The sequence below is a fragment of the Halosimplex carlsbadense 2-9-1 genome, from assembly GCF_000337455.1.
GTDB classification, from domain to species: domain Archaea; phylum Halobacteriota; class Halobacteria; order Halobacteriales; family Haloarculaceae; genus Halosimplex; species Halosimplex carlsbadense.
Genome location: NZ_AOIU01000013.1, coordinates 330,876 through 354,937, shown reverse-complemented (window position 1 = coordinate 354,937; position 24,062 = coordinate 330,876). Strand labels below are relative to the sequence as shown.

Genomic DNA, 24,062 nt, shown 5'->3' with positions numbered 1-24,062 from the left:
CGGACTGCCGGGCAGAGACGTCAGCGGACGGGTGGGGACCCGTCGACCGCCTTCTCGAAGCGGAGCAGTTCGTACTCGCCCTCGGTCCGGTGGTCGGTGCCCTCGTAGCCCCGCGATCGGTAGAACCGGACGGCCGACCGCTGGCGCTGGGCCGTCCAGAGGAACACGCGGTCGAGGCCGCGCTCGCGGGCCGCGTCCTCCAGACCGGCGACGACGCGGTCGCCGTGTCCCTCGCGTTGGTGGTCGACGTGGACCGCGATCCGCAGGAGTTCGCCGGCACCTGCCGGGAGCTCCTCGTCCTCGACGGCGAGACCGCCCATCGCGACGACTTCCCCGTCGGATTCCACGACGAGGAACTCCCCACCCGTGTCGAGGTAGTTCGCCTCGATATCGCGGATATCGTCGTTGTCCGGCACGTCTTCGGGGTTCGAACCCGCATCGCGAAGCGCGCTCCGGTGGAGGTCCCAGACGGCGTCGCGGTCCCGAGGCTCGTACCGGCGGAGTCGTCCGGGATCGGTGTCGGAGGCCATTCAGACGAACTCGATCCCGTCGAGCGGCGTCACCTCGCCGAACAGGAAGTCGGCGTGTTCCAGCGCGTACTCGCGGTGGTCCTCCTCGATGTGGCCGACGGCGTCCTCGACCAGCACCGGCCGGTAGTCGCGCAGGCCCGCGCTGGAGGCCGTGTGCAACACGCAGACGTTCGCGAGCGTCCCGCAGATCACCAGGTCGTCGATCCCGTGGGCGTCCAGCCACCCCTCCAGTTGCGTCTCGTAGAAGGCGTCGTAGGTGTGTTTCACGACGACGAGGTCGTCGTCGCGGGGTTCGAGCCCGTCGACGACCTCCGCCTCCCACGAGCCTTCGACGACGTGCTCGCCCCAGCGGTCGAACTCGTCGTAGTAGTGGGCGTCTTCGAACTGCTCGGGGGGGTGTACGTCGCGGGTCCAGACGACCTCGGCGCCCGCTTGACGGGCCGCCGACACCGCCTCGCCAACCGGTTCGATGGCGTCCTCGCTGCCCGGCGCGTGGAGGCTGCCGTCCGGATGGCAGAAGCCGTTCTGCATGTCCACCGCGACGACCGCCGCGCTGTCGGCGTCGAGTTGCATGGCCGGCCGTAGGGGCGGCCGAAGCAAAAGCCCTGCTGGGACGGATCCGAGCGGGAGGCGGCTGGTACCCCGAGGAGCTACCAGGGCTCGTCTTTCGCGCCGATGAGGTAGGCGATACCGTTGGTGACGACGTGCAACAGCGGGGTGACGATCAGGACCGTCGCCAGTACCGGGGCCGTGAACGTCGCGGTCACCCACTCGAAGTCGAGGACGGCGGCGAACGCGAGCGCGCCGACGACGAAGTCGAGCTGGTCGAGGCCGGGGAACGGGGCGCCGCGCTCGCGGCCGCTGCGCCGTTTGACGAACGAGGCGCCGATGTCGCCGACCATCGCGCCCAGCGCCAGCCCCACGGCGGCCGCGAGCGGGAACTCCACCGCGGGGACCCCGAGCAGGTCCGCGACCGGCCCCGACGCGGCGTTCAGAACGAGCGCGAGCGCGACGCCGGCGGCGGTCCCGGCGCCAGTGCCGCGCCAGGTCTTCCCGTCGCCGAGGACGCGCCGGCCGCCCCAGGTGCGCCCGCCGTCGATGGGGCGGCCGCCGCCGGCCAGCACCGCCGCGTTGTTCGGCACGTACGCGGGCAACATCGCCCACAGCGCCGTCGTCACCACCGTGACCAGGTCCATACCGACGCCGACAGCCCCGTGGTTCTTAAGTCGTCGTGGTTCGCCCCGCCGGTGGCTTTCCGGCGCTCGGCGTCCGCGCCCGATCCGGCACCGCCGCCGGCGCCGCCGTCGTCGCCGGACGCGACGCCGATATCCCTTTCACACTGTCGGCGATACGTACTAGCATGCTTCCGCCGATAGCGAGTCGCTTCGTCGCCGGTGAGACGGCCCCGGTCGCGCTGGAACACGCCCGCGAGACCAACGACCGCGGGGTCGGGGTGATCCTGAATTTGCTCGGCGAGCACTACGCCGAGCGCGAACCGGCCGACGCGGACGCCGAGACCTACTGCGACCTCATCGACGACCTGGCGCGGACGGACCTGCGAGCCTGCATTTCGGTCAAGCCCTCACAGCTCGGCCTCGACGTGGGCGAAGCGGTCTTCCGGGAGAACCTCGCCCGAGTCGCCGAGCGGGCGGACGAACACGGGGAGTTCGTCTGGATCGACATGGAGGACCACACGACCACCGACGCGACGCTCGACGCGTTCGAGCACCACGCGCAGGGGACCGACGGCGCCGTCGGCGTCTGCGTCCAGGCGAATCTCAGACGCACGCGCGAGGACCTCGAACGCCTGGCCGACCTGCCGGGGAAGGTCCGGCTGGTGAAAGGCGCCTACGACCCGCCCGCCGAGGTGGCCTACCGGGAGAAATCGCGGGTGAACGAGTCGTATCGGGACTGTCTCCGGTACATGTTCGAGGCGTTCGACGACGGGGTCGCCGTGGGGAGTCACGACCCGGCGATGATCGCGCTGGCCGAGGAGTTGCACGAGGAACACGGGACCCCCTACGAGGTGCAGATGCTGATGGGCGTCCGCGAAGACGCCCAGACCGAACTGGCCGAGGGCTGTGAGGTGTGGCAGTACGCCCCCTACGGCTCGAAGTGGGTGTCGTACTTCTACCGGCGAGTGCTCGAACGGAAGGAGAACCTCGCGTTCGCGCTGCGGGCGGTCGTGGCCGGGNACGGCTCGAAGTGGGTGTCGTACTTCTACCGGCGAGTGCTCGAACGGAAGGAGAACCTCGCGTTCGCGCTGCGGGCGGTCGTGGCCGGGTGAGCGTCGGCGCCGTCTGCGGAGGGGCACCGCCGGGTGGTGTCACCGTCTACCGTTCCTGTCCGCGTCCTGAAGGGACACGCTTACTACGTTCCGGCGGGCAGATATCCGCAGATGAGTTCGGCATCCTGGAAGCGCGATTTCGCCAGCGGGCTGGTGATCCTCGTGCCGTTGCTGGTGACGGCATACATCATCGTCTGGATCTACACTGCGCTGGCGGGGCTCCCGTTGCCGGTCGACAGCCACAACGTCACGGTCGGGACCGGCGACGTGGATGTCGGCAGTCCGCTTCGGGTCCTTCTGACGCTCGTCATCTTCGTCCTGGTCGTCTTCTCGCTGGGCTATCTGATGCGGACCACCTTTGGCGACGTCATCGAGAGCGGGATCGACCGCGTCATGAACCAGCTCCCCGGGCTCCGCGTCGTCTACAACGCCTCGAAGATGGCGGTCGAGACGGTCGTCTCCGGCGCCGACGAGCTTCAGGAACCGGTCAAGATCGAGACCTGGCAGGGGATGCGGATGACCGCGTTCAAGACCGGCAAATCCACCGAGGACGGCCGCGACGTGCTCTTTCTCCCGACCGCGCCGAACATCACCACGGGCTTCGTCGTCGAGGTCGACCCCGACTCCTACGAAGAGACCGACGAACGCGTCGAAGAGGCGCTGACGCGCGTCCTCAGCGCCGGGTTCGGCGAGGCCGAGCAGACCTCGATCCCCGTCGACGTCGCTGCGGACGGTGACGGTGACGACGAGACGTAGGAACCGCTCGCGGGGGAAAGCGGCGACCGAACCGGCGGAGCGGCGGCCGAACGGACGACGGCGTGAGTGGAAGCGGGGTCGGGCCGTGCGGTGGGGGTTCAGCTGAGGTGGGCGGCGATGTCGGCTTCGGTGATGATCCCGACGGTCTCGCCGTCTTCGACGACGAGGACGGCGTCGTTGTGGTTGAGGTAATCGTTGATCTCGTCGATGGTCGCGTCGGGCTCGACGGTCGCGATGGACTCGCGTTTGACCTCGTCGACGGGGTAGTCGCCGACGTTGTCGGCCTCCGAGTCGTCCGAGCGCTGGCGGATGTCCGAGTGGCTGATCAGTCCCAGGGGCGTGCCGTCGCGGACGACCGGCACCTGCGAGAACCCCGGTTCGTCCATCAGTTCCTGGGTCTCGTGGACCGAGTCGTCGGGCCTGACGCTCACGATCGGCGAGGTCATCAGGTCCTCCGCGCGCAGAATGGCCCCCTCGGCCTCCTGCAGGGCGTTGACGATCCGCCGCAGCGTCGACAGCCGCGGGTCCACGTCCCCGCCCTCGATCCGCGCGATCAGCGGCTGGGATACGTCCGCCCTGTCGGCCAGGTCGCTCTGCGTCAACCCCAAGTCGTTCCGCCGCTCCCGCAAGTCCGCCGGCGTCGGTAATTCCATACCCTCGATAACCAGAGGTAATATAAAAAACCTACGCCGGCGCGCACGGTGGAATTCGGCCGGATCCGACCGCCGACCGGCCGTTTCCGGGTGAAGCGGGCGGACATCGAGGGACGGCGACCACGCTCGCTCGGAGTCGCTCGTCGGGCGAGCGGGGTGTCGGTTCCGGAGTCTGTAAGTGCGTACGGGGCCCAATCGGGGGTATGACAGAGGACGCGGACGGGGGCGGCTGGGTGTCGCTCTTCTCGGGCGGGAAGGACTCTTCGTGGGCGCTGTATCGGGCGCTCGAACGCGGGCTCCCGGTCGAGCGGCTCGTGACCGTCCACCCGGAGGGCGACTCCTACATGTACCACGTGCCGGCGACGCGGCTGGCGAGCCTGGCCGCCGAGAGCATCGGGATCCCGCTGGTCGAGGTCGAACCCGACGACTTCGCCGCGAGCGAGACGGTGGACTCGGGTGCGCAGGGCGACGCTGAACTCGAACCGCTGGAGGCCGCACTGCGTGACCTCGCCGACGAACTCCCGGGCGGGCTCGCGGGCGTTACCGCCGGCGCGGTCGAGAGCGAGTATCAGACCACCCGGATCGAGGCGATGGCCGACCGGCTCGACGCCGAGGTGTTCGCGCCGCTGTGGCAACGGGACCCACGGGAGCTCGCCGACGAGATGCTGGCGGCGGGGTTCGAGATCCGGATCATCCGCGTCGCCGCCGGCGGCCTCGACGAGTCCTGGCTCGGACGCCGCCTCGACGCCGACGCTCTCGACGAACTCGAAGCCCTCAACGAGAGGTACGGCGTCCATATCCTCGGCGAGGGCGGCGAGTTCGAGACGCTGGTGACCGACGGACCGCACATGGAACGGGCGATCGAACTGGACCACGAGACCGAGTGGGACGGGACCCGCGGAACGCTGCGGATCGAAGATGCGCGGTTGGCGTGACCGTTCGGCGCCGCAGGCGATGACGGTCATTCAAGGGTCTTGGCGCCGATCGGACCCGTGTGAACCGGGAGCGACTGGAGTCGGAACTCGAACGCTTCGAGGGTGACGCGGACGCGCGGCGGGTGGTCGCCCGGCAGGCGCGGGACCTGGCGGACTCGGGGCGAATCGCCGAGGACCTGGGGTTCGAACTCACCGTCGACGCGGTGCTCGAGAACCTCGCCGACGCGCCGGCGGACCACTCGCTGGTCGAGCGATGGAACTGGTGGATCGGGTCGCTAGAACTGTCTCACGGCGGCTACGAACAGTTTCAGGTGCGGGTGTACTGACCCTCGCGCGCCGGTCCAGCCCGGGCCGGCGCGAGGGTCTAGAATACGCTCAGTCCGTGCGACTCTCGTGCGTGCTCGAGGAGGTCCTCTGTGGTTCCGAACTGTTTCCCACAGCTGCACGTGTGGTATATCGGAGTCGCGTCCGACGTGGACTGGCGTGTTGCCATACGAGCACTATCGCACCGGACGTTAATAATTGTTTACCCGGTATGTGTTGACGAGGCATACGACCAGTGCGAACGCCCCCCACTCGGCGGCCGGGGGGGGATCCGACGGCGAAACCGTACACCGCTTCCGGGACCGGTGGAGCTAACCGATGGAGGGCCGACGGGGCGGACATGACACGCGTGCTCGTGCTCGGGGAAAACACCTTCCCGTTCCACGCTATCGACGAGAAGCGCGACGCCTTCGCGGCCGCGCTGGAGGGGTACGACGTGACGATCACGACCGACCGCGACGCGCTGACCGGCGAGTACGACGTGCTCGTCGACTACCTCACCGACTCGACGCTCACCGACGACCAGCGCGACGCGCTGGTCGGGCACGTCGAGTCGGGCGGCGGCTACGTCGGCGTCCACTGCGCCTCCGACCTCACCTCGACCGCGGCCGACGACCCCGACGAGCTGCTCGACCCCCGCGAGGAGCCGTTCCCGGAACTGCGCGAGTTGATCGGCGGTCACTTCCTCACCCACCCCGAGCAGTCGGAGTTCGGCGTCGACATCGTCGGCGAACACGCCGTCACCGACGGCGTCAAGGACTTCACCGTCTTCGACGAACCGTACCAGGTCGAGGTGGACGACGACGTGACCGTGCTCGCGACGATGGACCACCCCGACCTCAAGGAGTACCCCGTCGTCTGGACCAACGAGGACGCGGGTCGGGTCGCGTACATCTCGCTGGGACACACCGACGACGCGCTCGCAGACGACTCGTTCGTGACGCTGTTGCGCAACGCCGTCGACTGGGCGGACGCGAGCTGAGCGGCGACGAGGCCGTCCGACCCCGCTCCGGCTATCAGTCCGCCGGATTGACGTACAGCCCGTAGCGGTAGTACTCCTCGCCGAGCGCGAGATACAGCCCGTTCTCGGCGCGAGAATCGGCCTCGGTACCGACGTTCAGCAGATCGCTCAACCCCAGATCCGCGAGCAACTCGCGATACCCCTCCGAGAGCGGCGTCGTCTCCTCGTAGCTGTCGCGGGACAGCATCAGGCGCTGGTCCTCCGAGAGGGTCTCGGGGTCGAGCCGCGCGTCGACCATCTCGCCGTCGAGCGCGCGCTCGAATCCGGCCTCGGAGTCGGCGACCGGGGTCGCGACGCCGGTTCTGGCCGGCTCGGCGAACGTTCGGCGCTCGACGGAGACTTCGAGGACGGTCCCGTTGTACTCGACGTGGTCGTGCAGCGGGTCCGGCGCCAGCCCGCTCTGGGACCCTTCGTACCCCCGGCGGTAGACGTAGCCGCCCGCTTCGACCACGCCGCCGGGAGCGGTCCCGCCCATCTGGCGGTGGCGCGCGGCGACGTACGCGATCTTGACCGCGCGCTGGTCCAACCGCGTGAGCGCCGGGAACCGCACGCGCTCCGGCGGATCTTCCAGTTCGTCGAGCCGTCCGACCCACTTCAGCCGGAGGACCGGCCGCTCGATCCGTTCGAGGCCGGTCGTCACGACCGACAGTCGGTAGTACGTCCCGTCGCGCTCGACGTACTCGCCGTCGGGGACGGGCCGATAGCCGTGGGTGGTCGGCCGCTCGCCCGCGACCGCGGCCTCGACGTTCGCCGCGTAGTCGGCGGTCCACGACCGCGGCTCCTCGGGCGGTTCCCACAGCGCCAGGGGCGCCAGTGACGTGCCGACCCGGTCGGCGTCGAGCGTGTAGGTCAGCTGCTGTTCGCCGGAGAGCCCCTCGACGGCGGCACAGCCCGACAGGGCGGTGCCGGCGGCCGCGCCGGCGGCTGCGAGGAACTCGCGACGGGGGAGGGAGGTCATCGTCGGATATCGGCGAGTCCGGGACAAGTGTTTTCGGGTCCGCGAGCGGCCGTCCGCCGGTCACCAGTCGGCGACGCTGCCGTCCTCGCGCCGGACGGTCGGGAGGTGGCTGCGCTCGTACTCGTAGGACAGCGCGGCCTCGCGGTCGACGTCGATACCCAGCCCCGGTTCGTCGGGGACGTCGAGCCCGCCGACGGACTCCTCGAGCGTCGCGCCGCCGGAAAACACGTCGTCGATGGGGGCGCCGTAGACCGCCGCGTGGTCGGTGAACTCCTGGACGCCGAAGTTCGGGACGGCGAGGTCGACGTGGACGCTGGCGGCCTGACCCACCGGCGAGAGGTCCGGTGGCCCGTGGAAGGCCGTCTCGACGTAGTGGTGTTCGGCGACGGCCGCGAGCTTCCGCGCGGCCGTGATCCCGCCGACGTGCGAGAGGTCGACCCGCAGGAAGTCGACCAGTTCGTCCTCGATCAGCGGGCGCATCTCCCAGGGGTTCGTGAACAGCTCCCCCATCGCCAGCGGCGCGGTCGTCGCCGCCCGCAACCGCTCGAACGCGTCGCGGTTCTCCGGCCGAAGCGGGTCTTCGAGGAAGTACAGGTCGGCCGATTCGAGCCCGGTAGCGACTCGTCTGGCCTCCCGGGGGGTCGCCCGACCGTGGATATCGACGATCAGCTCCGGAGCGGGGCCGAGTCGCTCGCGCACCTCGCCGACACCGTCGATGACGCGGTCGAGGTTCAGGTACTCGCCCGCCGGGTCGCCGACGTTGACCCGGACGTGGTCGAACCCGCGCTCGGCCGCGGCCTCGCAGTTGGCGACGATAGCGTCGACGTCGTCGTCCCCGCAGTGCGTGTAGGCGGTCGCGTACTCGCGGGTCCGACCGCCGAGCAGGTCATAGACGGGCGCGCCGGCCGCTTTCCCTTTCAGGTCCCACAGGGCCATGTCGACGCCCGAGAGCGCGCTGTTGAGGACCGGCCCGCCGCGCCAGTAGGTCCCCCGGAAGAGGTACTGCCAGACGTCTTCGACGCGTGTGGCGTCGCGGCCTTCCAGCTCGGGCGCGACGTGGTGGTCGAGCGCGGCCTCGACGGCCTTCTCGCGGCCGTTGAGCGTGGCGTCGCCCCAGCCGACGAGTCCGTCGGCCGTCTCGACGCGCACGAGGACGTAGTTGCGTCCCGGTCGCGTCAGCACGGCGTCGACGTGTCTGATCTCCATACCGGCGGATCGGTCGGTCCCGCCATGAAGAGACGCCTCTCGGCGAGCCGTTCCGGGACGCGCGGTGGGCGGGCGAACGCAGCCACTGAACCCCCGTTCGCTCGGGAGACGATGGTTACAAGCCGCCGCCGGCCGACGCTTCCGACATGGATTCACAGGAGTTCGTCGAGTCAGTTCGCGACGAGGCGGCGACGCCGCTGTCGCGGCTCGGCTCGTCGAAGGCGCTGTACGCCGACACCGAGGGCGAGATGGACGACGACGCGGTGCTGGGGGCCGTGGCCGACCGTGCGCATTTCGCCGCCGAAAACTTCGACGGCTGGGCCGACGAGGAGTCGGGCGAGGTGAGCGAGCTGTTCGCCGATGCCGCGGCGACCGAGCGCGACCACGCCGAGGCGGCCGCCGACGAGCGCGGCGAGTACGACCCCGGCGAGCAACCGGCGGTCGTCACCCACCTCGGGGGCGTCTCCGGGACCGCCGAGCGACTGGGCGCGTTCGTCGGCTGGGCGCTCGCGGCGGGCAACAACGCCGACCAGGTCGTCGGCTACTTCGTCGGCCAGGCCAGCCCTCGCACCGCGAGCACGTTCCGCGCGTTCGGCGACGACTACGACGAGTACGTCGAGCGCGCGAGCGACCTGCTCGCCGACGCCTGCGAGAGCGCGGACGACTGGGACGACGCGGTCGCCGCCGCCGCCGGCGCCGTCGAGGCCGACTACGAAGCCTACTTCGAGACGCTCGAAGCGCTGGGCGTCAACCCGAAGCCGGTCTGTTAGTTCCACCGGCCCCGCGCAGCTCCGGCGCTCGGCGGTGAACGCTCGTGCTGTGCGTTCACGTCGTATGAACAACTATTTTCACGGGGGGAGTTCACAGGAGGTGTGTGCGACGGGTCCTGGCGATGGCGTTGCTGGGCATGATACTCGTCGCGGGCGTCAGCGCGCTTGGGGCCAAGTCAGCCGACGCTCGCGACGGACCTGCGGCGACGCCGACGGGCGAGACGGGCGAGCCGTCCCCGCTCGGGGGCGGGGACGCGAGCGGCGTGCTTCTCGAGAAGCTCGAACAGCTCGTCCCCTCGGCCGGCGAGATCGCTAACGAGAGCGACGGGGCGAGCGGGTCGAACGCGGCCGGCGAGAGCGACTCCGGCTCGGAGAGCGGTCAGCCCGCCGCCGAGAACGACACCGCCGACGCCCTGGACTCCGACGGCGACGGCCTCGCCGACGAGCGCGAACTCGAACTCGGCACCGACCCCTTCGATCCCGACACCGACGCCGACGGCCTCGCGGACGGCCGCGAGATCGATCTCGGTACCGACCCGCTGAACCCCGACACCGACGGCGACGGCGTCTCGGACGCCAGGGAACTCGAACGGGGCACGAGCCCGCGGTCGGTCGACGCCGACGCCGACGGCCTCACCGACGAACGCGAACTCGAACTCGGCACCGACCCCTTCGACCCCGACACCGACGGCGACGGCCTCGGCGACCGGCGCGAGGTCGAACTCGGCACCGACCCCACGGTCGCCGACACGGACGGTGACAGGCTCCTCGACGGCTGGGAACACCGCGGGGAGACGCCGTCGGGCGCGGCTCTCCCCGGGAGCGACCCCCTGGCGATGGACCTGTACGTCCAGGTCGACTACGCCCGCGGCGTCGAGGCCCCCTCGCCCGCGTTCTACGACTACGTCGAGTCCGAGTTCGCGGAGATGCCGGTCCGGGCGCGGACGGAGACCGGCATCGACGTTCACGTGCGCGGGGGCGGGCGGATCAACGGGACCGCCGTCTTCACGGGCGAGAACTTCCGGACGATCAAGGCCGACCACTACCGCGACCGGCTGGGGCCGCGCGCCGGCGCGTACCACCAGGTCGTCCTGACCCACTTCGCCGACGACGCGGTCGGCTACGGTTCGGTCGGCGGGCGCTTCACGCTGGTCGACGCGGGGGCCGCGGACCCGACCCAGCGCCACGTCGTCGTCCACGAACTGCTCCACAACGTCGTCGGCCGCATCGACGCACCGGGGGCCTGCCAGCACGACGCCCACCACTACTGCAAGGGCGGCTGGCTCACCCCGGAGATCACCCCCGGCGAGGACGAGTACCTCCCGGGCCCGCTGGCCGACGAGATCGAGCGACAGGGATTCCGGCCGTAGGACGACCGTGCGACCCCATCGACCGCACCGCCGTGGCACCCCCGGTGTCTCACCCCCGCGGCTGGGGTTGCGGTCGCGTCCCCGCACCCGACTGGCCCTGCCCGGGTGCCGACAGTCCCGCTTGCGGTGTCACCCCCTCGGGCAGCACGTACCACAGCCGGTCGTGGGGCACGAATCCGACCTGCTGGGAGTCGGTCGTGTCGTACCGTTCCCGTTCCTGCTGATTTTCCGTCCCGTAGAGGACCAGTCCGTACTCGTTGACCTCGTACCTGGCGCAGTCGACGACCGTCCCGTCCGTGCAGTACACCTGCATGTCCGCGCGCTACGAACCCGACGCCGTTGAACCTGCGGCCGGCGTTCGCCGCCGGGGCGGGACCGGCGGGGTTGCCGGTCGCGTTTTCGTGGTCCCTCCGTCCGTTCACGGGCGCTACGCGCCCGTTCGCATGGTATGCGGGACCTCGGGTCCCGCACTGGTCGCGCCTCGCCTCGTTCGGACCGCGCTGCTCGCGGGTCACTTCGTTCCCCGCTCGCTTCTCCGTGGTCCTCCCTTCGGTCGGACCACGCTTCTCAAGTCCGTCCGACCCTATCCCCGAGTAATGAGCGACACCGAGGGGCCCCTGTCGCCGGACAGGCCGGACGCCGAGAGCGAGTTCCGCGTCGACGCGCCGTTCGAGCCGGCGGGCGACCAGCCCGAGGCGATCGAGCAGCTCGCCGCGGGGTTCGACGAGGGGATGGCCGAACAGACGCTGCTCGGCGTGACGGGGTCGGGCAAGACCAACACCGTCTCCTGGGTCGTCGAGGAAACCCAGATGCCGACGCTGGTCATCGCCCACAACAAGACGCTGGCCGCCCAGCTCTACGAGGAGTTCCGCGAACTCTTTCCCGACAACGCCGTCGAGTACTTCGTCTCGTACTACGACTACTACCAGCCCGAGGCCTACGTCGAGCAGACGGACAAGTACATCGAGAAAGACGCCTCGATCAACGACGAGATCGACCGCCTGCGCCACTCCGCCACGCGCTCGCTGCTGACCCGCGACGACGTGATCGTCGTCGCCTCGGTGTCGGCCATCTACGGCCTCGGCGACCCGCAGAACTACGTCGACATGAGCCTCGAACTCGAAGTCGGCCAGTCGATCGACCGCGACGAAGTCCTCAAGCGCCTCGTCGACCTGAACTACGAGCGCAACGACGTGGACTTCACGCAGGGCACCTTCCGGGTGCGGGGCGACACGCTCGAAATCTACCCGATGTACGGCCGCTACGCCGTCCGAGTCGAGTTCTGGGGCGACGAGATCGACCGCATGCTGAAAGTCGACCCGCTGGAGGGCGAGGTGCAGTCGAGCGAGCCCGCCGTGTTGATCCACCCCGCGGAACACTACTCGATCCCCGAACAGCGTCTCCAGCGCGCCATCGCGGAGATCGAGGACCTCAAAGAGGAGCGAGTCCGGTACTTCGAGCGCAACGGGAACCACGTCGCCGCCCAGCGCATCGACGAGCGGACCACCTTCGACCTGGAGATGATGCGCGAGACGGGCTACTGCTCGGGCATCGAGAACTACTCCGTCCACCTCTCTGAACGGGAGAGCGGCGACGCGCCGTACACCCTACTGGACTACTTCCCCGAGGACTTCCTCACGGTCATCGACGAGTCCCACCAGACGATCCCCCAGATCAAGGGCCAGTTCGCCGGTGACCGCTCCCGCAAGGAGTCGCTGATCGACAACGGATTCCGGCTCCCGACGGCCTACGACAACCGCCCGCTCACCTTCGAGGAGTTCGAGGAGAAGACCGACAACACCCTCTACGTGAGCGCGACGCCCGCCGACTACGAGCGCGACCGAAGCGAGCAGATCGTCGAACAGATCGTCCGGCCCACCCATCTGGTCGACCCCGCCGTCGAGGTGTCGCCGGCGGAGGGCCAGATCGACGACCTGCTCGACCGGATCGACGACCGGGTCGAGCGGGAGGAACGCGTCCTCGTGACCACCCTCACCAAGCGGATGGCCGAGGACCTCACCGAGTACCTCGAAGAGGCCGGCGTCGCCGTCGAGTACATGCACGACGAGACGGACACCCTCGAACGACACGAACTCATCCGGTCGCTCCGGCTGGGCGACATCGACGTGCTCGTCGGGATCAACCTCCTCCGGGAGGGACTGGACATCCCGGAGGTGTCGCTGGTCGCCATCCTCGACGCCGACCAGGAGGGCTTTCTCCGCTCGGAGACGACCTTGGTCCAGACGATGGGCCGGGCAGCGCGGAACGTCAACGGCGAGGTGGTGCTGTACGCCGACGACCCCAGCGACGCGATGGAGTCGGCCATCGCCGAGACCAATCGCCGCCGGGAGATCCAGGAGGAGTACAACGAGACGCACGGGTTCACCCCGACGACCATCGACAAGGAGATCGGCGAGTCCTCGCTGCCCGGGTCGAAGACCGACACCGACGGTGCCTCCTCGCTCGCCCCCGACGACGACGAGGAGGCCGCCCGCGCCATCGAACGGCTGCAGGAGCGCATGGAGGACGCCGCAGACAACCTGGAGTTCGAACTCGCCGCCGACATCCGCGACCGCATCCACGAACTCCGCGAGGAGTACGACCTGGCCGGCGGGGCGGACGAGGAGGGCGTCGTCCCCGAACCCGTCGACGAGTTCTAGGGGCCGGCGCCTCGCTCCCAGTGCCGCCCGGTACCGTTCTCCACCGCCGTCGTTCCACACCGGACGCCCCTCGTTGCACCATATACAACTGAAATTGTCTTAGTGCAAGCGGTGTTGGAAACCTTTATTCGGGACGCGTCAGACAGGATAGAACGCACCGCGAGCGGCCGTATTCGGCGATTTCGGGCGGGATCGCCCGGGTAGCCGGGCGGCCGCGTGTGCCGCTTTGCCACCGAACAGTGGCGACACTACCATGAGTACGCTGACAGCGCAGTCGACGATCCGCTCCGTTCTGGAGCGCGCACGCACAGGCCACGAAGACATCATCGGCGACGAAACCGTCGACGACCTCGTCGAATCGGTCGAGCGGTCGCTGTACGACGGCGTCGACGCCGACGAGCGCGACGAGGGCATCGTCGGAGAGCTGACCGCCCGCATCGAGCGCCACCCCGCCTACGACGACGCGGCCGCCCGCGTCGCCCGCCGGAAACACTTCCGGGCGGTCACCGGCGAGAACCCGCCCGGCGACAGTTGGGCGCTGCCCGCCGACGAGGACGGCCGCGTCACCGACGACGCCGACCTCGACGACGACTACGCCGACGCCTACCGCGAGTCGTTCGTCGATGGGATCGAACGGGGAGTCCGCGCCGATATCGTCGACGAGCGGCTCCTGACCTACGACCTGGACGAGATGGCCGCGGCGATCCGACCCGAGCGCGACGAGCGTTTCGACCACATCGCCGTCGACACGCTCGCCCAGCGGTACTTCCTTGACGCCGACGGCGACCCGCTGGAACTTCCCCAGGCGTTCTGGATGCGCGTCGCGATGGGGATCGCCCTGCGCGAGCCCGTCGACGACCGCGCCGCGTACGCGAAAGAGTTCTACGAACTGCTGTCGACGCTACGGTTCGTCCACTCCTCGCCGACCCTGTTCCACGCGGGCACCACGCACCCCCAGCTCGCCTCCTGTTACGTCACGACCGTCCCGGACGACCTGGAGGGCATTTTCGACGCCTACAAATCCCACGCCAAGCTCTCGAAGTGGTCCGGCGGCCTGGGCACCGACTGGACGCCCGTGCGGGCGTCTGGCTCGCTCATCGAGTCGACCGGCGTCGAATCGACCGGTACTGTGCCCTTCCTCAAGATCTCCAACGACGTGACCGCCGCGATCAATCGCTCGGGCAAACGCCGCGGCGCCGCCTGCGCCTACATGGAGCCGTGGCACCTCGACTACCCAGACTTCCTCGACCTGAAGCGCAACACCGGCGACGAGCGCCGGCGCACCCACGACATGAACACCGCCGCGTGGGTGCCGGACCTGTTCATGAAGCGCGTGCGGGCGGACGAGCAGTGGACGCTCTTCTCGCCCGACGAGGTCCCGGACCTCCACGAGGCCTACGGCGAGGAGTTCGAGCAGCTGTACCGCGAGTACGAGCGGAAGGCCGAGGCGGGCGAACTACGGCAGTACGAGCGCGTCGACGCCGCGGACCTGTGGCGCGACACCCTCACCCGGCTGTTCGAGACCGGCCACCCCTGGATCACGTTCAAGGACGCCTGCAACGTCCGCTCGCCCCAGGACCACGCCGGTACGATCCGCTCGTCGAACCTCTGTACGGAGATCACGCTCAACACCTCGACCGACGAGACCGCGGTCTGTAACCTCGGCTCGGTCAACCTCTCGGAGCACGTCGACGAGGACGGCATCCAGCGCGAGAAGCTCGAAGCCACCGTCGAGACGGCGATGCGGATGCTCGACAACGTCGTCGACCTGAACTTCTACCCGACGGACCGCTCGGAGGAGTCGAACATGACCCACCGGCCCATCGGCCTCGGGATGATGGGCTTCCACGAAGCGCTGATCGACCAGCGGATCCCGATGAACGGCGAGGAGGCCGTCGACTTCGCCGACGAGGTCACGGAGTTCGTCGCCTACAACGCCGTCCTGACCTCCTCGAAACTCGCCGCCGAACGGGGCACCTACGACAGCTACGAGGGCTCGAAGTGGGACCGCGGCCTGCTCCCGCAGGACACCGTCGACCTCCTCGAAGACGAGCGCGGCCGAGAAGTCGGCGTGACCGCCGAGGAACGCCTCGACTGGGAGCACGTCCGGGAGCACGTCGCCGAACACGGGATGCGCAACTCGAACACGATGGCCGTCGCGCCGACCGCAACGATCTCGACCATCGCCGGGACCTCCGCCTCCATCGAGCCGCTCTATTCGAACCTCTACGTCAAGTCCAACATGAGCGGCGACTTCACGGTCGTCAACGACGACCTGGTCGCCGACCTCGAAGGGCGAGACCTGTGGACCGACGAGGTCCGCGACCGGATCAAGTTCCACGACGGCTCCGTCCAGGAGATCGGCGAGATCCCAGAGGAGCTGCGCGAGCTCTATCGGACCGCTTTCGAGGTCGACCCGCGCCACCAGCTCCGCCTCTCGGCGGCCAGGGGCGTCTGGATCGACCAGAGCCAGAGCCACAACGTCTTCTTCCCCGAAACGGACGGGAGTCTCCTCGCGGACGTGTACGAGACCGCCTGGGATCTGGGCCTGAAGACGACCTACTACCTGCGGACGCTGGGCGCCAGCCAGTTCGAGAAGTCCACGCTGGACATGAGCGAGTACGGCCGCACCCAGACCAAAGAGCGCGGCGGCGACGTGGCGGACGGCGACGGGGGCGCGAGCGGCGAGTCCGCAGACGCCGAGGGGGACCGCGACGGCGGCGACCTGCCGAGCGTCGAGGACCCGACCTGCGACGCCTGCCAGTGAGTACCGACCCGCGAACGACCATCAGGAGCAACACACGATGCCGATAACCTACACGACGGACGACGACACGCACGACCCGAACAAGATCCTGCCGATGGACTACGAGTGGGCCCGCGAGTACTACCAGTCGGGCGTCGCCAACAACTGGACGCCCGAGGAGATCCCCATGGGCGAGGACGTCAAACAGTACGAGGACGGCACGCTCACCGAGGCCGAGCGGGACCTCGTCGAGTGGAACCTCGGCTTCTTCTCGACGGCGGAGTCGCTGACGGCCAACAACATCGTCCTCGCGGTGTACGACTACGTCACCGCCCCGGAGTGTCGCCAGTATCTCCTCCGGCAGGCCTACGAGGAGGCCGTCCACACGGACACGTTCATCTACTGTTGTGACTCGCTGGGGTTCGATCCGGAGTACCTCTACGGGATGTACGACCGCATCCCGGCGATCGAGGCCAAAGACGACTTCGTCGTCGACCTGACCCGCGTCGTCGACGACCCCGAGTTCACCATCGACGACGAGGCGGACGTGCGCGCGTTCCTCCGGGACCTGATCGGCTTCTACGTGATCATGGAGGGCATCTTCTTCTACGCCGGCTTCGCGATGATGCTCGGGCTGAAACGACAGAACAAGCTGACGGGCATCGGCCAGCAGTTCGAGTACATCATGCGCGACGAGTCGCTGCACCTGGGGTTCGGCGTCGACCTGATCGACCAGGTTCGGACCGAGACCGACGCCTGGACCGACGACTTCGAGGCGGAGGTCGTCGAGCTGATCCGCGAGGCCGTCGACCTGGAGCGGCGCTACGCTCGCGAGGCCTGCCCCGAGGAGATCCTGGGGATGGGACCGGAACAGTTCGCCGAGTACGTCGAGTACGTCGCCGACCGGCGGTGTTCACAGCTCGACCTGCCGGAGCAGTACGGGACCGCGAACCCGTTCGACTGGATGTCCGAGGCCGCCGACCTCAACAAGGAGAAGAACTTCTTCGAGACGCAGGTCACCGAGTATCAGAGCGGCGGGCAACTGGAGTGGTGACGAGCGTCGACAGTCGACGGGCGAAGCTGTCCGACCGGCGTCGACAGTCGACGGGCGAGGGGGCCTCCCGGCCCAGGGTCGTTCGGTCGCCTGCGCTCGCAAGCGTCATGCGACAAGATATTTGACGGGGCCGGACGACTCCCCAGCAGAGGTCCGCTGGATGGACGATACCACCCCGCACTCAGACACGACACGCCCCGCGCCGACGCGGCGGCGCTTCCTCGCCGGCCTGACCGCGGCCGGCGTGGCTGGTTCGACCCTCTCCGCCGTCGCCGGCGAACAGTTGCCAGCCGACCGCGCCCCCGCGGACCGCGCGGCGGACGCGGCCGCCTCCGAGACGTGGCCCATGTTCGCCTTCGACGACGGAAACACCGGATACAGCGGTGCGAACGCACCGAGCAACGGTATCGGAGTCCGGTGGGACAGGGCGATCGACGCGACCGGCGAACCGACGTTCGACGACATCAACGCGTACGTTCGGAGTTCCGACGGGAGTCTCTACGCGCTCGACCGCGCCACCGGGGAGACCCGGTGGCGCTACAGGACCGACGGCGACGGCGACGCTCCGGCCGCGGCCGCCGTCTCCGACGGCACCGCCTTCATGGACGACGGCGCGGCGGTGCTGGCCGTCCGGACCGCCTCGCAGGCCCGGTACTGGCGCAGCGAACTCGACGGCGTCGTCTCGGCGCCGGTCACCGTGACCGACTCGCGCGTCCTCGTCGGCACGGACGCGGGGACCGCCTACTCGCTGAGCCGCGACGGCGGGGCCGAGCGCTGGTCGTTCGACGCCGGCGACTCGATCGCGGCTCCCGCTCGCGGGAAGGATCGCGTCTTCGTCGCCAACGCCGCCGGGACCGTCTTCGCCCGCGATCCGGTCGACGGGAGAGCGCGCTGGCAGTTCGACGCCGACGCGCGAACCGAGGACGTGGTGCCGGTCGTCAGCGGCGACCGGGTGTACATCGGTGACGACGACGGGACGATGTACGCGCTCGACAGGACCGACGGGAGGGTACGGTGGCGGGTGAACCTGAACAGCGCGGTCGTCGGCGGGCCCGCCGTCACGTCTAACACTCTCTTCGTACCGACGGCCGACGGGACGCTCCACGCGCTGAACACGACCCGCGGGAGCGAGCGCTGGTCGGTGGACCTGGGATCGTCGGCGAGTCGCAAGCCGATCGTCACCGACGACGCCGTCTACATCGCCACCGAGGAGGACATCGTCTACGCCCGCTCCCGGGCCGACGGCGACGAGGCCTGGCGTGCGGACCTGCCCGTCAACGACCCCTCGATCTCGGTGGTCGACGGGCTGGTCGCGGTCGTCGGCGGCCTCTACGTCGCCGTCGAGACCGGCTCGGAGAACGCGCTCGACCGCGGGTCGTTCGACGCGGTGACGACCCGGTGGACCTACGAGACCGACGGCACCGCGGCGGGATCGCCCGCGCTGACGGACGACGCGCTCTACACCGTCGACGACGCGCAGGTCTGTTACGCGCTCGACCCGACCGAGAGCGGCGAGCGGTGGCGGTACGAGACCGACGCCGACCTGACCGGCCCGGTCGCCGACGGCGACGGCGTCTATCTCGGGGCCGGCGACGGCACCGTCCGCGCCCTGGAAGCCGCCGACGGGACCGAACGATGGACCTTCGCGCCCGACGACGACGGGAGTGAACCGTTCCCTGCGCCACCGGTCCGCTGGTCGGATCTGGTCGTCGCCATGGATTCCGGCGGGCGACTGTACGGGATCGACCGCGCGGAGGGGAGCGAGCGATGGGTCGGTAACGTGGACAGTGGCGGAACCAGCCCGGCCGTGGGCGGCGACCGCATCTACGCGAGTTCGCCCAGCGGCGTCGTCTCGGCGTTCGACGCCGCGAGCGGCGAGGAGCTGTGGGGCTTCCGCGTGGGCACGACCATCGCCGCCCCGGCGGCCACCGCCGACACCGTCTATGTCGGCGACCGCGACGGCCGCTTCCACGCGCTGAACGTCGAGAGCGGAAACAAGGCGACCGAGCGCTGGTCGACGGACCTCGACGGAGCGGTCAGGGCGGCGCCGACCGTCGCCGGTGACACCGTCTACGTCGGGACGGTCGGCGGGTCACTCTACGCCTTCGACCTGGAGGGCAACCGCCGATGGCGGGCCGAGGCCGGCGGAGCGATCCGCGCCAGACCCGGCGTCGCCGGCGACCTCGTGACGGTCGGCAGCGAGAACGAGAGTGTCTACGCCTTCGACGCGGCCGACGGGAGCGAGCGGTGGGCCTACGATACCGCCGCGCCGCTGCGGACGACCGCCGCCTTCGGCAACGACACCGTCTACGTCGCCAGCGCCGAGATCGCCGCGCTCGACCCTCCCAACACCGTTCAGACGCCCACGCCGACGGCCACACCGAGCGACACCTCGACGCCGACGGCCACCCCGAACGACACCTCGACGCCGACGGCCACCCCGAACGACACCTCGACGCCGACGGCCACCCCGAACGACACCTCGACGCCGACTGCCACGCAGACGGACACGCCCGCTGGGACGCCGACCGAGACACCGACGGCGACGCCGACCGAGGCACCCGCCGGCACCACTCCGACCGGAACGCCGACGCCCACGACGACGGCCGGCGGTACGACCGAGCCGACCGCGACGCCGACCGACGCGCCGACGCCCACGACGACCGCCGGGGCCGGTGCCGGTAGCGGCGGTGGCGGTGGTAGCGGCGGCCCGCTGGACGGACTCGATATCGAACCCGACTGGCTCCCCTACGCCGGCGCGGGAGCCGTCGCCGCGGTCGCCGCGCTCGGCGCCGCGGTCAAGCGCTTCGGCGGTGGCGGCAACGGCGGCACCGGCGGCACCGGCGGCACCGGCGGCAAACAGGCCGACGCCCTGAACTGGGGCGGCGGTCTCGACGACGACGATAACTGACTCGACGAGGAATTTCTCACCGCTCGCCGGCCCCGAGCCCCTGCTATCCCGTCACTGAACCAGTTCCATATCGCGAATAGCGATTTATCGCGGCGTGCGAAACGGGGCGGATGGGGGTCGAGGGCAGAGCGAGACGTTCGGATTCAGACCGCGTCAGCGGTCGGTTCGCGGTCGCAGGCGACCGAATCATCGACCGAGAGCGTCGCGGGGGCGCCGGGGACGCGGGTGTTGACCATCAGGCGGTAGAAGTGGTCGTACCAGTCGCGGTCGACCCACTCGGGCAGGGTCGCTCGGCGGCGCTCGATCAACCGCTCGCGGAAGCCGTCGTCGGGCTCGCCGGTCTCGGGGTCGCGAGTCGGGACTACGCAGCGCTGACAGGGGTTGACGCCGGCGAACTCGACACCGCCGACCGAGAAGGGAACTGTCGACTCCCGGTCGGCGTACAGCCGGTCCTCCCAGAAAGCGGGCGCGTCGACGACGAGGTTCGGGCGGAAACGCCGCCGGAGTTCTGCGGCGTCGACAGACGGGCGACCGGACTCGCCGTCGAACCACCCTGCGACGGCTTCGAGCGTCCCCGTCGAGACGAGCGTCGGCCCGCCCGCCGACGTGTCGTCAGGGTAGCCCTGCTCGTCGTCGCGTCGGACGGTCACGTCGTAGCCGAAGCAGTCCTCGAACCACGCTTCGAGCCCCCCGCGGTCGTCCTCGGGGTCGAACTGTGCCCACTCGTCGCTCCCCCGCTCGCGCAGGCGGAGTTCGTCGCGCTCGAAGTCGTACTCGGAGCGGACCCGGTGGATCCGGCGCTCGTTTTTCCCGTTGACGTAGTCGCCGTCGGCGTCGAACAGCGCGTATCGGCGGTCGGGCGCGATGGCGCCCGAATCGGTCAGCCGGACCGATTCGACGGGTTCGGGGTCGAGCGACTTGACGGGGTAGACCCGGATCTCCGAGAGCGTTGGCATACCTCACGTTGGCGGCGCCCGCCCCTTCAGGTTGCGGTTGGCGCGACGCCTGCCGGCGGCCGACGCCCGAAGCGGTATGTCAGGGCGGTCACGACTCGCCGACGAACGCCGTCAGGACCGCCGACTCGGCCCGCCGCAGGAGTTCGCCCGCCGTACTGGGTGCGCAGTCCAGCTCCGCCGCGACGTCGGCGACCGAGCCCGACCGGTCCACGTCGTAGTAGCCGACGGCGACGGCGGCCTCCAGCGCCTCCCGCTGGCGGTCGGTCACCCCCGCGGGCTCGGACCAGCGGCGGAACTCGCGAACTCGCACGACTGCGGTATCGAAGGCCCCGTTCAGGTCGCCGTAGAACTCGGCGAGGGCCTCGGGTTCGCCGACCGCGTCGAACCGCGCGACGCCCGACGCCCGGAACGAGATCGGCGGCACGAAGGCGGCCCGGGCGTCGGCGACCGCCTCTAGCGCGGCGTCCGGGAGTTCGTACGCGGACTGGCGGACGAACGCGTAGGTTCCATCGTCGGCGGCGACCAGTTGCGTCCCCGTCGCCGAGTCGATCGCACCGAGCGCCGCGTTCACCGCCGCCGGCTCCCCGTCGAACCAGGTGAGGGTGGTCACGTCCGCCGTCGGGCCCCAGATCAGCACGTCCGCCCGCGACACCGGTCCGTCACCCATCAGTTGTCGGTGGAGCGGGTGAGCCGCCTCGGGCGGGTACGTCGTCTCGAAGGTGACCTGCCGCATCGATCGCCACTCGGGACCCTGTATAAAAGACCGCACTGATCCGGGACAACGACCGAGGGACCGGCGCGACTACGATCGATCGATGAACCACTCGTCGCCCGCCCCGGAGCGTACCGACGGGACCGACACCGCGACGCCTGAAACCGGCGGCACTCGCGCCGCGCCGGCGACGGTAGACGCGGACGAGGGCCCGCGAACGGTCGAATACGGGGCGGCCGGGCGGCGGCTGGCCTACGTCGAGTACGGGACGGCCGACGGCGATCCGGCCGTCTTCCTCCACGGGACGCCGGGCTCGCGACGGCTGGGCGCACTGCTCCATTCGGCCGCTCGGGAGGCCGACGTTCGGGTGATCGCGCCGGACCGGCCGGGGTTCGGCCGGTCGACCGACTGGTCGGGGCGCAGACCGGGCGACGCGGCCGCCTGGGTCGAACCCCTCCTCGCGGACGCCGGGGTCGAGGAGACGCGCGTCGTCGCGTTCTCCGGCGGCGCGGCCGACGCGCTCGCGCTCGGGGCCGCCCGACCGGACCTGGTCGACCGGATCGACCTCGTCTCCGGGGCCGTGCCGCCGTCGGTCGCCGCGGCGACGCCGCGACTCCAGCGCGTCCTGGGCCGACTGGCGGCGACCACGCCGCGACTCCTCGGGGCGGCCCTCCGAGGGCAGGTCCGACTGGCCGAGCGGGTCGGACCGTCGGCGGTTCTCGCACAGTACACCGACGACCCCGGCGATGTACCGGTCGAAGTAGCCGAAATCGTCGGTTCGGACTTCCTCGAAGCCCTCGACCGATCGCGTAACGGCCCGGTCACCGAACTCGCCTGGGTCCGCGACGGCTGGGGCGTCTCGCCGGCGGAGGTGACGGTGCCGGTCGACCTGTGGCACGGCGGCGACGACGCGAACGTGCCGGTGGAAGACGCCGAGCGCCTGCGCGACCGGTTGCCCGACGCCGGTCTGACCGCCTTCGACGGCGACCACCTGACGACGCTGCTGGACGCTCGGTCGCGCGCGCTCGATACCGCGCCCCGGGATTGATTGGCCCGGCGGACCACCGGAGGGTATGGTCGACGCGAGTCACGAGACGGCCGTCGTCGACGGTCACCGGATCCACTTCCTGGCCGCCGGCGACCCGGCGAATCCGCCGCTCGTGCTGTTGCACGGCGGGATCGTCGACGCCGCGGGCGTGAGCTGGGGGGCAGTCATCGAGCCGCTCGCCCGACAGTGCCGCGTCGTCGCCCCCGACCTGCTGGGGTACGGCCGCAGCGCCAAGCCCGACGTGACCTACTCGCTCGACACCCACGTCGACGTGGTCGCCGAGTTCGTCGAGACGATCGGCCTCGACCGTCCCGCCGTCGCCGGCATCTCGATGGGCGGCGGCGCCGCGCTGGGACTCGCACTCCGGTCGCCCGAGCGCGTCGACCGGCTCGTCCTGCTCGACAGCTACGGGCTCGGGACGGAACTCGCCAACGGCGAGTTCACCCGGCTGCTGTCGAAACAGGGGGCGACCAACAGGCTCGCCATCGCGCTCATGCGGCGGAGCCGCGGGTTCACGAAGGCCAGTCTGGGGAACATCGTCCACGACACCGACCGCCTCTCGGCCGACGCGGTCGACGCCGTCTGGGCGGAGGCCAAGCGCCCCGGCGTCGGCAAGGCCTACCGGCGCTTCCGCGCCGCGGAAGTCGGCCCCGAGGGCTACCGGACCGACTTCACCGAGCGACTGGACGACCTCGACGTTCCGACGCTGTTGCTCCACGGCGAGTACGACGAGGTGTTCCCCCACCGCTGGAGCGAACGGGCGGCGGCCCGACTTCCAGAGGGGGAGTTTCGACTGCTGGAGGACTGCGCCCACTGGGCGCCCCGCGAGCGACCGGACACCGTGGTCGAACAGCTCGAAACGTTTCTGTGACGGAACGGCCCGTACGGCTCCGTCTCGTCTCCGGGTGGATCTGGGTGCGAACGTGAGGAGTCACTTCGACTCCGCATAAATCATATTCCGCGATAGGAAACAACTGCGTGCGACCGACGGAGCTCCGGAGAGTAGCATGGTTTTCCCCGAGATCATTTGTCGATCGGCGATGACCGAATTGGTTGTGAACCGAAGCAGAAGACAGCACCAGACGAGATAGTGATTCTGTGGCGTCTGTTCTCCGAAGGCCTCTACTGCCAGTGATCGCCAAAAATGACAATTTGAATGTCGTTT

22 protein-coding genes are annotated in these 24,062 nt (G+C 69.8%); 13 read left to right on the top strand and 9 right to left on the bottom strand.

Going from position 1 to position 24,062, the window contains the following annotated elements; genetic code table 11:
* Window positions 1-20 precede the first annotated feature (20 nt).
* The 3 genes from C475_RS07335 to C475_RS07325 form a co-directional block, all read right to left on the bottom strand.
* Complete coding sequence (locus C475_RS07335) at window positions 21-530, bottom strand: GNAT family N-acetyltransferase (protein WP_006883167.1); 510 nt, start codon at window positions 528-530, stop codon at window positions 21-23.
* Entirely contained in the window at window positions 531-1,103 is a 573-nt protein-coding gene (locus tag C475_RS07330; RefSeq protein WP_006883166.1) for a cysteine hydrolase family protein, read from the bottom strand.
* Window positions 1,104-1,180: 77 nt separating this feature from the next.
* Window positions 1,181-1,726: a CDP-2,3-bis-(O-geranylgeranyl)-sn-glycerol synthase gene (locus C475_RS07325; RefSeq protein WP_006883165.1), complete on the bottom strand. Its 546-nt coding sequence runs from the start codon at window positions 1,724-1,726 to the stop codon at window positions 1,181-1,183.
* Between the two features lie 164 nt (window positions 1,727-1,890).
* Between C475_RS07325 and C475_RS07320 the strand changes: the two genes are divergently transcribed.
* Both C475_RS07320 and C475_RS07315 read left to right on the top strand, forming a co-directional pair.
* Complete coding sequence (locus tag C475_RS07320; RefSeq protein ID WP_235728438.1) at window positions 1,891-2,817, top strand: proline dehydrogenase family protein; 927 nt, start codon at window positions 1,891-1,893, stop codon at window positions 2,815-2,817.
* A gap of 111 nt (window positions 2,818-2,928) precedes the next feature.
* Window positions 2,929-3,573, top strand: a complete 645-nt coding sequence (locus tag C475_RS07315; protein ID WP_006883163.1) for a DUF502 domain-containing protein — start codon at window positions 2,929-2,931, stop codon at window positions 3,571-3,573.
* Window positions 3,574-3,671: 98 nt separating this feature from the next.
* Here the strand turns inward: C475_RS07315 and C475_RS07310 are convergent, their stop codons facing one another.
* Window positions 3,672-4,226 (bottom strand): CBS domain-containing protein, encoded by a 555-nt coding sequence (locus C475_RS07310; protein ID WP_006883162.1) that lies wholly within the window; start codon window positions 4,224-4,226, stop codon window positions 3,672-3,674.
* 203 nt (window positions 4,227-4,429) lie between these two features.
* Between C475_RS07310 and C475_RS07305 the strand changes: the two genes are divergently transcribed.
* The 3 genes from C475_RS07305 to C475_RS07295 all read left to right on the top strand — a co-directional run bounded on the left by C475_RS07305 (window position 4,430) and on the right by C475_RS07295 (window position 6,467).
* Window positions 4,430-5,161 (top strand): diphthine--ammonia ligase, encoded by a 732-nt coding sequence (locus C475_RS07305; protein WP_006883161.1) that lies wholly within the window; start codon window positions 4,430-4,432, stop codon window positions 5,159-5,161.
* 59 nt (window positions 5,162-5,220) lie between these two features.
* Window positions 5,221-5,487, top strand: a complete 267-nt coding sequence (locus tag C475_RS07300; RefSeq protein WP_006883160.1) for a hypothetical protein — start codon at window positions 5,221-5,223, stop codon at window positions 5,485-5,487.
* 338 nt (window positions 5,488-5,825) lie between these two features.
* On the top strand, window positions 5,826-6,467 hold the full coding sequence (locus tag C475_RS07295) for a ThuA domain-containing protein (protein WP_006883159.1): 642 nt from the start codon (window positions 5,826-5,828) through the stop codon (window positions 6,465-6,467).
* A gap of 34 nt (window positions 6,468-6,501) precedes the next feature.
* On the opposite strand, the gene C475_RS07290 is transcribed toward C475_RS07295, so the two are convergent.
* Entirely contained in the window at window positions 6,502-7,464 is a 963-nt protein-coding gene (locus C475_RS07290; RefSeq protein WP_006883158.1) for a hypothetical protein, read from the bottom strand.
* 60 nt (window positions 7,465-7,524) lie between these two features.
* Window positions 7,525-8,670 (bottom strand): enolase C-terminal domain-like protein, encoded by a 1,146-nt coding sequence (locus tag C475_RS07285; protein WP_006883157.1) that lies wholly within the window; start codon window positions 8,668-8,670, stop codon window positions 7,525-7,527.
* Window positions 8,671-8,816: 146 nt separating this feature from the next.
* On the opposite strand from C475_RS07285, the gene C475_RS07280 reads away from it, so the two are divergent.
* Both C475_RS07280 and C475_RS07275 read left to right on the top strand, forming a co-directional pair.
* Window positions 8,817-9,440 carry a hypothetical protein gene (locus C475_RS07280; RefSeq protein ID WP_006883156.1) on the top strand — a complete coding sequence of 208 codons (624 nt, stop codon included), beginning with the start codon at window positions 8,817-8,819 and terminating at the stop codon, window positions 9,438-9,440.
* Window positions 9,441-9,544: 104 nt separating this feature from the next.
* On the top strand, window positions 9,545-10,810 hold the full coding sequence (locus C475_RS07275) for a hypothetical protein (protein ID WP_049930243.1): 1,266 nt from the start codon (window positions 9,545-9,547) through the stop codon (window positions 10,808-10,810).
* A 49-nt stretch (window positions 10,811-10,859) separates the two neighbouring features.
* Here the strand turns inward: C475_RS07275 and C475_RS07270 are convergent, their stop codons facing one another.
* Window positions 10,860-11,123 (bottom strand): hypothetical protein, encoded by a 264-nt coding sequence (locus C475_RS07270; protein WP_006883154.1) that lies wholly within the window; start codon window positions 11,121-11,123, stop codon window positions 10,860-10,862.
* A gap of 283 nt (window positions 11,124-11,406) precedes the next feature.
* On the opposite strand from C475_RS07270, the gene uvrB reads away from it, so the two are divergent.
* The 4 genes from uvrB to C475_RS07250 all read left to right on the top strand — a co-directional run bounded on the left by uvrB (window position 11,407) and on the right by C475_RS07250 (window position 20,181).
* Window positions 11,407-13,470, top strand: coding sequence for an excinuclease ABC subunit UvrB (gene uvrB / locus C475_RS07265; RefSeq protein WP_006883153.1), 2,064 nt, complete (start codon window positions 11,407-11,409; stop codon window positions 13,468-13,470).
* Window positions 13,471-13,723: 253 nt separating this feature from the next.
* On the top strand, window positions 13,724-16,237 hold the full coding sequence (locus C475_RS07260; protein WP_006883152.1) for a ribonucleoside-diphosphate reductase subunit alpha: 2,514 nt from the start codon (window positions 13,724-13,726) through the stop codon (window positions 16,235-16,237).
* A 37-nt stretch (window positions 16,238-16,274) separates the two neighbouring features.
* Window positions 16,275-17,270 carry a ribonucleotide-diphosphate reductase subunit beta gene (locus C475_RS07255; RefSeq protein ID WP_006883151.1) on the top strand — a complete coding sequence of 332 codons (996 nt, stop codon included), beginning with the start codon at window positions 16,275-16,277 and terminating at the stop codon, window positions 17,268-17,270.
* Window positions 17,271-17,430: 160 nt separating this feature from the next.
* A complete protein-coding gene (locus tag C475_RS07250; RefSeq protein ID WP_006883150.1) occupies window positions 17,431-20,181 on the top strand; it encodes an outer membrane protein assembly factor BamB family protein in 2,751 nt (916 codons plus the stop codon).
* 143 nt (window positions 20,182-20,324) lie between these two features.
* Here C475_RS07250 and C475_RS07245 read toward each other — a convergent pair whose 3' ends face one another.
* On the bottom strand, window positions 20,325-21,137 hold the full coding sequence (locus C475_RS07245; RefSeq protein ID WP_006883149.1) for an MOSC domain-containing protein: 813 nt from the start codon (window positions 21,135-21,137) through the stop codon (window positions 20,325-20,327).
* 88 nt (window positions 21,138-21,225) lie between these two features.
* Complete coding sequence (locus C475_RS07240) at window positions 21,226-21,870, bottom strand: helix-turn-helix domain-containing protein (RefSeq protein WP_006883148.1); 645 nt, start codon at window positions 21,868-21,870, stop codon at window positions 21,226-21,228.
* Between the two features lie 82 nt (window positions 21,871-21,952).
* Here C475_RS07240 and C475_RS07235 point away from each other — a divergent pair, with 82 nt between their 5' ends.
* Entirely contained in the window at window positions 21,953-22,897 is a 945-nt protein-coding gene (locus C475_RS07235; RefSeq protein WP_006883147.1) for an alpha/beta fold hydrolase, read from the top strand.
* A 25-nt stretch (window positions 22,898-22,922) separates the two neighbouring features.
* On the top strand, window positions 22,923-23,768 hold the full coding sequence (locus C475_RS07230) for an alpha/beta fold hydrolase (RefSeq protein ID WP_006883146.1): 846 nt from the start codon (window positions 22,923-22,925) through the stop codon (window positions 23,766-23,768).
* The last annotated feature ends 294 nt before the right edge of the window (window positions 23,769-24,062 follow it).

Excerpts from the sequence above, each read along its gene's own strand:
- C475_RS07235 (WP_006883147.1), top strand. The coding sequence starts at position 21,953 with ATGAACCACTCGTCGCCCGCCCCGGAGCGTACCGACGGGACCGACACC.
- C475_RS07230 (WP_006883146.1), top strand. The coding sequence starts at position 22,923 with ATGGTCGACGCGAGTCACGAGACGGCCGTCGTCGACGGTCACCGGATC.
- C475_RS07325 (WP_006883165.1), bottom strand. The coding sequence starts at position 1,726 with ATGGACCTGGTCACGGTGGTGACGACGGCGCTGTGGGCGATGTTGCCC.
- C475_RS07330 (WP_006883166.1), bottom strand. The coding sequence starts at position 1,103 with ATGCAACTCGACGCCGACAGCGCGGCGGTCGTCGCGGTGGACATGCAG.
- C475_RS07295 (WP_006883159.1), top strand. The coding sequence starts at position 5,826 with ATGACACGCGTGCTCGTGCTCGGGGAAAACACCTTCCCGTTCCACGCT.
- C475_RS07270 (WP_006883154.1), bottom strand. The coding sequence starts at position 11,123 with ATGCAGGTGTACTGCACGGACGGGACGGTCGTCGACTGCGCCAGGTAC.
- C475_RS07310 (WP_006883162.1), bottom strand. The coding sequence starts at position 4,226 with ATGGAATTACCGACGCCGGCGGACTTGCGGGAGCGGCGGAACGACTTG.
- C475_RS07285 (WP_006883157.1), bottom strand. The coding sequence starts at position 8,670 with ATGGAGATCAGACACGTCGACGCCGTGCTGACGCGACCGGGACGCAAC.
- C475_RS07315 (WP_006883163.1), top strand. The coding sequence starts at position 2,929 with ATGAGTTCGGCATCCTGGAAGCGCGATTTCGCCAGCGGGCTGGTGATC.
- C475_RS07280 (WP_006883156.1), top strand. The coding sequence starts at position 8,817 with ATGGATTCACAGGAGTTCGTCGAGTCAGTTCGCGACGAGGCGGCGACG.
- C475_RS07250 (WP_006883150.1), top strand. The coding sequence starts at position 17,431 with ATGGACGATACCACCCCGCACTCAGACACGACACGCCCCGCGCCGACG.
- uvrB (WP_006883153.1), top strand. The coding sequence starts at position 11,407 with ATGAGCGACACCGAGGGGCCCCTGTCGCCGGACAGGCCGGACGCCGAG.
- C475_RS07245 (WP_006883149.1), bottom strand. The coding sequence starts at position 21,137 with ATGCCAACGCTCTCGGAGATCCGGGTCTACCCCGTCAAGTCGCTCGAC.
- C475_RS07260 (WP_006883152.1), top strand. The coding sequence starts at position 13,724 with ATGAGTACGCTGACAGCGCAGTCGACGATCCGCTCCGTTCTGGAGCGC.
- C475_RS07240 (WP_006883148.1), bottom strand. The coding sequence starts at position 21,870 with ATGCGGCAGGTCACCTTCGAGACGACGTACCCGCCCGAGGCGGCTCAC.
- C475_RS07305 (WP_006883161.1), top strand. The coding sequence starts at position 4,430 with ATGACAGAGGACGCGGACGGGGGCGGCTGGGTGTCGCTCTTCTCGGGC.
- C475_RS07335 (WP_006883167.1), bottom strand. The coding sequence starts at position 530 with ATGGCCTCCGACACCGATCCCGGACGACTCCGCCGGTACGAGCCTCGG.
- C475_RS07290 (WP_006883158.1), bottom strand. The coding sequence starts at position 7,464 with ATGACCTCCCTCCCCCGTCGCGAGTTCCTCGCAGCCGCCGGCGCGGCC.
- C475_RS07255 (WP_006883151.1), top strand. The coding sequence starts at position 16,275 with ATGCCGATAACCTACACGACGGACGACGACACGCACGACCCGAACAAG.